Source organism: bacterium (assembly GCA_035528375.1).
Lineage (GTDB): Bacteria > RBG-13-66-14 > RBG-13-66-14 > RBG-13-66-14 > RBG-13-66-14 > RBG-13-66-14.
This window is the reverse complement of sequence record DATKYS010000107.1, coordinates 1-7,619: the sequence shown is the minus strand read 5'-3', so window position 1 is coordinate 7,619 and position 7,619 is coordinate 1. Positions and strand designations below refer to the sequence as shown.

General features: G+C 65.5%; 9 protein-coding genes and 1 tRNA gene. 3 read left to right on the top strand and 7 right to left on the bottom strand.

Translation table 11 applies throughout. The features are described 5' to 3' along the window. Positions 1-130: 130 nt before the first annotated feature. Together tsaE and tsaB are read left to right on the top strand one after the other, a co-directional pair. On the top strand, positions 131-592 hold the full coding sequence (gene tsaE / locus VM054_08660) for a tRNA (adenosine(37)-N6)-threonylcarbamoyltransferase complex ATPase subunit type 1 TsaE (protein HUT99133.1): 462 nt from the start codon (positions 131-133) through the stop codon (positions 590-592). Further along, a complete protein-coding gene (gene tsaB, locus VM054_08655) occupies positions 580-1,233 on the top strand; it encodes a tRNA (adenosine(37)-N6)-threonylcarbamoyltransferase complex dimerization subunit type 1 TsaB (GenBank protein ID HUT99132.1) in 654 nt (217 codons plus the stop codon). Before tsaE ends, tsaB begins: the two co-directional genes overlap by 13 nt. 294 nt (positions 1,234-1,527) lie before the next feature. Here the strand turns inward: tsaB and rplI are convergent, their stop codons facing one another. From rplI to VM054_08620, 7 genes are all read right to left on the bottom strand, one after another. Further along, positions 1,528-2,178 (bottom strand): 50S ribosomal protein L9, encoded by a 651-nt coding sequence (gene rplI / locus VM054_08650; GenBank protein ID HUT99131.1) that lies wholly within the window; start codon positions 2,176-2,178, stop codon positions 1,528-1,530. A 48-nt stretch (positions 2,179-2,226) separates the two neighbouring features. Next, the gene (gene rpsR, locus VM054_08645) at positions 2,227-2,481 is read right to left on the bottom strand and encodes a 30S ribosomal protein S18 (protein ID HUT99130.1); all 255 of its coding nucleotides are present in this window, start codon (positions 2,479-2,481) and stop codon (positions 2,227-2,229) included. 8 nt (positions 2,482-2,489) lie between these two features. Further along, entirely contained in the window at positions 2,490-2,909 is a 420-nt protein-coding gene (gene ssb / locus VM054_08640) for a single-stranded DNA-binding protein (protein ID HUT99129.1), read from the bottom strand. A gap of 17 nt (positions 2,910-2,926) precedes the next feature. Continuing rightward, a complete protein-coding gene (gene rpsF / locus VM054_08635) occupies positions 2,927-3,199 on the bottom strand; it encodes a 30S ribosomal protein S6 (protein ID HUT99128.1) in 273 nt (90 codons plus the stop codon). Between the two features lie 65 nt (positions 3,200-3,264). Next, positions 3,265-5,319 carry a sodium-translocating pyrophosphatase gene (locus VM054_08630; protein HUT99127.1) on the bottom strand — a complete coding sequence of 685 codons (2,055 nt, stop codon included), beginning with the start codon at positions 5,317-5,319 and terminating at the stop codon, positions 3,265-3,267. 23 nt (positions 5,320-5,342) lie between these two features. Further along, the gene (pth, locus tag VM054_08625; protein HUT99126.1) at positions 5,343-5,942 is read right to left on the bottom strand and encodes an aminoacyl-tRNA hydrolase; all 600 of its coding nucleotides are present in this window, start codon (positions 5,940-5,942) and stop codon (positions 5,343-5,345) included. After that, positions 5,943-6,593 (bottom strand): 50S ribosomal protein L25, encoded by a 651-nt coding sequence (locus tag VM054_08620; protein ID HUT99125.1) that lies wholly within the window; start codon positions 6,591-6,593, stop codon positions 5,943-5,945. A gap of 161 nt (positions 6,594-6,754) precedes the next feature. Between VM054_08620 and VM054_08615 the strand changes: the two genes are divergently transcribed. Continuing rightward, positions 6,755-6,831 (top strand) — tRNA-Ile (locus VM054_08615). The last annotated feature ends 788 nt before the right edge of the window (positions 6,832-7,619 follow it).

The following is a 7,619-nucleotide window of genomic DNA, read 5'->3' as shown; positions in this document are numbered from 1 at the left end:
ACCTGACCCCGGAGTGCTGGACCGAGATGGCGGTCGGCGTTCCCAAATCGGCGCACAGGCTGACACTCACCTTCATGGGCCTGGGGACCGGGTCGGAATTCGGCCTCGGCGGCGTGTGGTTCTTCAACTGATGGAAAAAAGTCTAATGCTCACCGATGAGGATTCCACCGTCGCCCTGGGCGAGCGGATCGGACGCGCCTGCCGCGGCGGCGAGACCCTCCTGTTGACCGGGGAGCTGGGCTCGGGGAAGACGACCTTTGTCCGCGGGGTGGCGCGGGGTCTGGGGATAAACCGGGGGGTGAGGAGCCCCACCTTCCAGCTCCTGCGCGAGTACCACGGACGGTTGACCCTCTACCACGCCGACCTGTACCGGTTCGAGGCCGGGGGGGATCCGACGGCGGAGCTGGGCCTGGACGAGCTCCCGGGACCGGAGGGGGTGCTGGCGGTAGAGTGGGCCGAACGCGGTTTTCTAGACGTCGGCGGACTGCGCATCGCACTCGACTTCGAGGGGACGGGGCGCAGAGCGGTCCTCACGACCACCGACGCGGGGCACCTGCACCTCTTGGCGGGGGTGGAAAGTTGGAACGTCTGATCGCCCTGGCCACGGCCACCCGCCGCGGCGGCGCCGCCCTCTTCGAGAATGGCGAACCCGTCGCCCGGCGGGAGATCGCGCCGACCGAGACCGGCGGGGCGAGGCTCCTTTCCGCGGCGCGGGGCTGCCTGGAAGAAACCGACCTGACCTGGGAAAATTTATCCGCCGTCGCCGTGGCTCTGGGACCCGGCTCCTTCACCGGCATCCGGGTGGGGCTGGCCACCGCCCTGGGGCTGGTGGAATCTCTCGGATTGAAGCTCATCGGGGTGGGCAGTCTGGACTGCATCGCACGCGGGGCAAAGGGGGAGTTGCGGGAGGGAGAGACCGTCTGCGCCACCCTTCCGGCGGGGGCGGGGCTCTACTACGCACAGCTTTTCCGGGACGGGGAGCCGCTCGGCGGGTGTGGGCTTGTTCCCGCGGGCGAACTCGGCGCGCGCTACCCGGCCGGGGCGTACATCGGCTCGGACCTCGAATTTATAAAAAAAACGGCCGGTCGAGTCCTCCGCCGACCCGACTGGGTGTCCCCGGTACACCTGGGGACACTGGCCTGGGAGCGTCTCGTCCGGGGGGAGACGGACGACCCGGCGCGCATCAGGCCGCTGTACGTGAAACGACCGGCGGCCCGACCGACGCCTCGGTGAGCGGAAAGTCAGATGGTGACGGAGTGTCCACTCTCCCTTCTAAGAAGAAACATCCGCTCACGGTCTAGGGTGAGGGCTTACCGCATTCTACCTCTCCCTGTGGGAGCGACGCGCCGACGGGCCGGGGTGAGGGCTACCTTAGATAAAAAAACGGGCCGACCTGAACGGCGCGCCGTCGGTCGGCCCCTACGTCATCGCAAAGCACCCGGCGCGACCGATACGGACACACCGCCGCCGAACAAGGCGAATACAGAAAAACCCCGCTTTCACGCGGGGTTTCTTTTTTTACGGAAATCACGAGGACGGTTCGTCCTCGTCCGCTTCGCCGGCCTCCTCGTCCTCGACCTCGAAGGAATCCTCGGGCTGTTCTTCCGTCTCGGCCGGTTCCTCCTCGACGAGTATTTCCTCGGCGTGGGCCCGGGCCTCGTCCAGGCTCTGGTGGCCGCCGATGTAGAGGAGCGGCTCGGGCACGTCCTCGGGCAGGCCGGCCCCGTGCTCGTCACCCTCGGCCACGACCCAGACCTTGGCCTGGGCCATCAGGTCCTGCTGGAAGCGGATGGGGATGTGGTAGGCGCCCACCTGCTTGATGTGGTCCTCCAGGACCACCTGGTGGCGGCCGATCTCGATGCCCTTGGCGGCCAGGAGCTTGACGACCTCGTTCTCACCCACCGAGCCGTAGAGCCGGCCGGTGTCGCTGGCCTTGCCTGCCACGGTGAAGCTCAGCGACTCGATCCGGCCGACGAGCTCCTCGTGCTGTCCGCGCATCAGGTCCAGTTTCCGGTTGTGGGCCGCGCGCTCGATCTCGACCTGCCTGCGCGCGCCGGAGGTCACTTTCATCGCGAACTGCCTGGGAATCAGGTAGTTGCGGGCGTAGCCGTTCTTGACCCGGACCACGTCGCCCCGTTTCCCGAGGTTCGGCACGTCCTGACGGAGAATCACTTCCATAAATTCACCCGGTTTGACTCGAACGACGCCGGCTTTTTCGCCGACGGGTTAATGGCGGTGGTACTCGAGGCGGAAGGGAATCTGACCCAGGATGCGCGCGCGCTTGATGGCGGCGCTCAGTTGACGCTGGTGCTTGGCGCAGCTTCCGGTCGTCCGGCGGGCGCGGATTTTGCCCCGCTCGGTGACGTAGCGGCGGATGATCTCCAGATCCTTGTAATCAATGTCCTTGACCCCGTCCTTGCAGAAGCGGCAGGTCCGCTTGCGCAGGATGCGTTTTTTCATCTTCTTCTTGCCCACGTTCATACCTCGCCCTAGAAGGGGATGTCGTCGTCGGAGAGCGGCTCCATCTCGTTGCCCTTGGGCGACGAGTCATCGGCGTCGGGCTTCCGCCCACCCGGACCACGGCTGAGAAACTGGAAATTCTCGATTACGACGTCGAGCTTGGACCGTTTGGCGCCCGTTTCCTTGTCCTCCCAGGTGCGGTACTGCAACCGCCCCTCAATAAGGATCGGATCGCCTTTCTTGATGTATTCACAAATAACTTCAGCCTGACGCGCCCAGGCGGTGCAGTCCACGAAGGCGGTGTCCTCCCGCTGCTCCCCCTCGCGGGTCTTGAACTTGCGATTGACGGCGAGGCCCACCGTGGCCACCGCCTGCCCGCTGGCCGTATACCGGAGCTCCGGGTCCCGGGTCAGATTGCCGACAAGAATCACCCTGTTAAAACTGGCCATGGTCGCCCCCTTTTCGCCTACTCGCCCCGGCAGGTCAAGAAGCGGATGACGGACTCGTCCAGGCGCAGCTTGGCCTCGATGTCGGCGATACGATCCGGCTCGTTCTTGTGAAAGATCATCAGGTAACGGGCCTGCGTGCGGCGCTTGATCGTGAACGCCAGCCTCTGAACGCCCTGGTCCTTTATCTCGATGCCCTCCCCGAAGAGCTGGCGGAAACTGTCCAGCTTCGCTTCCAGGCGGTCGGCCTCGAGATCGGGCGCCAGGACGATGGTGGTCTCGTAGTCGCGCATTTTCCCCCGTTGGATTCAACTTCGGAGGCGCTACTTTACAACATATGCGCCCTCGGGCGCAAGCCCTAACCCGTCACGGTGGGCAGAATGGGGGCGATGACCAGGCTGATGACGGCCATGAGCTTAATGAGGATGTTGATGGAGGGCCCCACCGTGTCCTTCAGGGGGTCCCCTACGGTGTCGCCGATCACGGCCGCCTTGTGCGCCCGGGAGCCCTTGCCCCCGAAATTGCCCTCCTCGATGTACTTCTTTGCGTTGTCCAGCGCGCCGCCGGAATTGGCGGTGAAAACGCCCACCATCACGCCGGTGACGATGGCGCCGACCAGCACCCCCGCCAGGGCCAAGGGCCCCAAGAGGAATCCGACCAGGACCGGCACGGCGACGGCCGACAGACCGGGTACGATCATCCCGGCGAGGGCGCTCTTGGCGGCGATGTCCACGCATTTCGCCGATTCGGGCAGGACGCCCTCGACGCCGTCCCGGAGCCCGGGAATCTTCTCGAACTGGCGCCGGACCTCGCGGATCATGGCATCGGCCGCCCGGACCACGGCGCGGAAGAGCTGGCTGGCGAAGAAGAAGGGCAGCATGCCGCCGAAGATGAGGCCGGCCAACACCAGGGGGTTGGTCAGGGTCGCCTCCACGGTGGTGCCGATGGTGGTGAGGTAGGCGGTCAGGAGCCCCAGGGCCGCCAGGGCGGCGCTGCCGATGGCGAAGCCCTTGCCGATGGCCGCCGTGGTGTTGCCCACGGCGTCGAGGTGGTCGGTTATCTTACGCACCTCGGGGTCCAGCCCCGCCATCTGGGCGATGCCGCCGGCGTTGTCGGCGATGGGACCGTAGGAGTCCACGCTGACCACCATCCCCGTGGTGGCCAGCATCCCCACCGCGGCCATGGCCACGCCGTACATCCCGGCGACGTGGTGGGCGAGGATGACCGCGCCGGCGAGGATGATGACCGGGACGGCGAGCGATTCCATGCCCACGGCCAGCCCCTCGGTGACGGTGACCGCCGCGTTGGTGTCGCTGGCCTCGGCCAGCCTTTTCACCGGCTTGTACTTCGCGGAGGTGTAGTACTCGCTGGTCAGGCCGATCAGGACGCCGGCTCCGATGCCCGCCAGGATCGCCCAGAAAGGGCCGAGCTTCGCGTAGCCCGCGAAGGGCGTCCCGAGCCAGTTGACCAGGAAGAAGGCGGCCCCGGCGGTCAGCGCCGCCGCCAGGTAGGTGCCGCCGGTGAGGGCCGCCTGGGGGTTTTTCCGACCGACGATTTTCGTGAAGAACACGCCCAAAACACTCGCCACCGTCCCCATCGCGCCCACGGCCAGCGGTAGGAGCATGAGGCTCCGGTCCACCGCGCTCAGGCTGATCGCCGCGGCGAGGGACATGCTGGCGATGATGCTCTCGACGTAGCTCTCCAGGAGGTCCGCCCCCAGACCGGCCACGTCGCCCACGTTGTCGCCCACGTTGTCGGCGATGACGGCGGGGTTACGGGGGTCGTCCTCGGGGATTCCGGCCTCGACCTTGCCCACCAGATCGGCGGCCATGTCGGCGCCCTTGGTGAAGATGCCTCCGCCGGAGCGGGCGAAGAGCGCCATCAGCGAGGCGCCCATGGCGAAGCCGTTGACTATCCCCGCCTGGCGCAAAAGCTCGGCCTGCTCAACTTTTCCGCCGATGAAGATGTCCGGGGCGAAGAGCCAGATGACCCCGGCCAGCCCCAGAAGCGACAGGCCGACCACGGAGAGCCCCATCACGGCGCCGCCGGAGATGGCGATGCCGAGGGCCGGCTTGACCCCCTCCCGGGCGGCTTGGGTCGTACGGGAGTTGGCCCGCGTCGCGATGGTCATGCCGATGAAGCCCGCCCCCGCGCTTACCAGCGACCCGAAGGCGAAGGAGACCGCCGTACGCCAGCCCAGGCCCGTCCAGGCCATCCCGCAGCCGAGGAGGAGGATGATGAGCCCCACGGTGCGGTACTCGCGGCTCAGGAAGGCCTGCGCACCGCGGCGGATCTGACCGGAGATGGCTACCATCGAAGGCGTGCCCTGGGGCTTGCGCAGGACGCCCACCGCGAAGAGAACCACGAATACGAGGGCCAGCGAACCGCCGATTAAAGGCCAGGCCAGAAACATACCCTCTCCGTTTCCGAAGTCATCTACGTCTCGGGCTCGTTTTCCGACGAGCCTTCCTCACCCTGCACCCGGGCGTTCACACGGGCCATGGCCTTCTGCCAACCTTCCCGCTCCAGGAGGATCAATCCCTCCACGACCCGTTCGAGGACCCCGCCGACCTCGCGGAGGCGCTCCTCGGTGAAGGGTGAGAGGACGAATTCCGCCAGGTCCGCCCACTCGGGCGCCGGCCCGCACCCGATACGCATCCGGGGAAAATTCTCGCCGATGTGGGCGACGATGTCCTCCAGGCCGTTGTGGCCTCCCGAGCCGCCGGACGGCCTGAGCCGGAGCGCGCCGAAGGGGATGTTCACGTCGTCGCAGATTACCAACGACCCCTCGGGTGGGGTGTCGGTCTCGCGCAAAAGGCAGGACACCGACCGTCCCGAGAGGTTCATGTAGGTCTGCGGTTTACACAAGTGGAGCCGCCGCCCGGCGAGGGAAATTTTGCCGGTCAGGCTCTCGCACACCCGTCGCCAGCTCCGGAGCCTGCCGCGGCGGGCCAACTCGTCCACCGCTATGAAGCCCAGGTTGTGGGGGGTTTCGGCGTAGCGTTCGCCGGGATTGCCCAGACCGACGACGAGCACCTACTCCGCCGCCTCTTCCTCGGCGGCGCCCTCCTCGCCCTCGACGGGGGCCTCCTCACCCTCGAGGACCACGGCGGCCTCCTCCTCGGTGATCAGGCGCGGCCGACGCACGTGGACCACCGTGTCGTGCACCTCGGTGATGAACTCGACGCCGGACGGGGCCGCCAGGTCGGAGACGTGGATGGACTCGTCCAGGTCGAGGTTGGAAACGTCCACCTCGATGGAGTCGGGCAGATTGCCGGGCAGGCAGGAGATGTTTATCTCCCGCAGCGTGTGCTCCAGCATGCCGCCCTCCTTCACCCCCGGAGAGGAGCCGGAGAGGATGATGGGAATCGTGGTGTGGATGGGCTTGTTCATGGAGATGCGGTAGAAGTCCACGTGGAGGGGTTCCTCGGTCACGGGGTCCTGTTGAATCTCGGCGATGATGGTCGGGTAGACCGTTTTTTCGACCTCGAGGTCCACGATGAAGTTGTGCGCCTCGTGGGGCTTCACGGAATGGATCAGGACCTTCGAGTCTAAGGCGATGTGGAGGGTTTCCGGGACCTCGTTGCCGTAGATGATGGCCGGCACGCGACCGGTGCTGCGGAGCTTGCGAGCGCCGCCCTTGCCGCTGACCTCGCGCTTCTCGGCCTGTAAACTAACCCGTTTCATCTCAACCTTCCCGCGCTCTGGCGCACTTCTCGTGAGCGGTTCCCGGGCACCGCCGGGGTTGCAAGTCAGCGGGGCATTTTAGCACACCGACGCCGCCCACCGCAACCAATTTCCCCTTGACACCCCTCACGGTCTGCCCCTATCATTATTTGCCTTCCGGGGGGCCCATAGCTCAGTTGGTCAGAGCCACCGGCTCATAACCGGTTAGTCCCAGGTTCGAGTCCTGGTGGGCCCACCAGCGCGGCGCGCTGGACCGCGGTTCCGCGACGAAGGGTGGATTACTTCCAGAGGTTAGCCCCGCGAGCGAAACCGCAATAAAAAAAAGAGCCGAACGAAATCTCCTGTTAATTTGACCTGGCTCATAGCTCTGGCGGCCGGGAATCGTCACCCGTCTCCGCCCCCCCAGAGGGGGAGAAACCGGTCGAAGTCCCGGCACGCGGGAATCGCCCCTCGAATATAGAGCACTTCCCCCGCGAGGTTGCCCTCCCTAGAGGGAGGGTTGGGTGGAAAGAGGCTGAGAATTAGAATAACGTATCGCACGCGGCGGTGGCCGTCGAATTGAAATAACCTCCCCCCGCGACTGTGCCCCCCCAAGATGGGGGGGATGGGGGAATAAAGAGTAACGAATAGAAGAACCGCCCCGCACGCGGCGGTGGCCGTCGAATTGAAATAAACTCCCCCCGCGAGGTTGCCCCCCAAGATGGGGGGGGATGGGGGAATAAAGAGTAACGAATAGAAGAACCGCCCCGTACGCGGCGGTGGCCGTCGAATTGAAATAACCTCCCCCCGCGACGGTGCCCCCCCAAGATGGGGGGGATGGGGGGGTTGAGAAATTAGGTGATTTAAAAGCGCCCCGCACGCGGGAACTGACACTCGATTAAAAAAGAAGGCATCACACACGTTCATGGACCAAAGAGGATGCTTTTCAGATAGGGTAGCATATCCGGGTCGTTTCGGTGGTTGAAGCGGAACTCCATTTCTCTGATGAACAGGTGGAAGTTTCGCTTGAAGCCGCCGTGATAGACC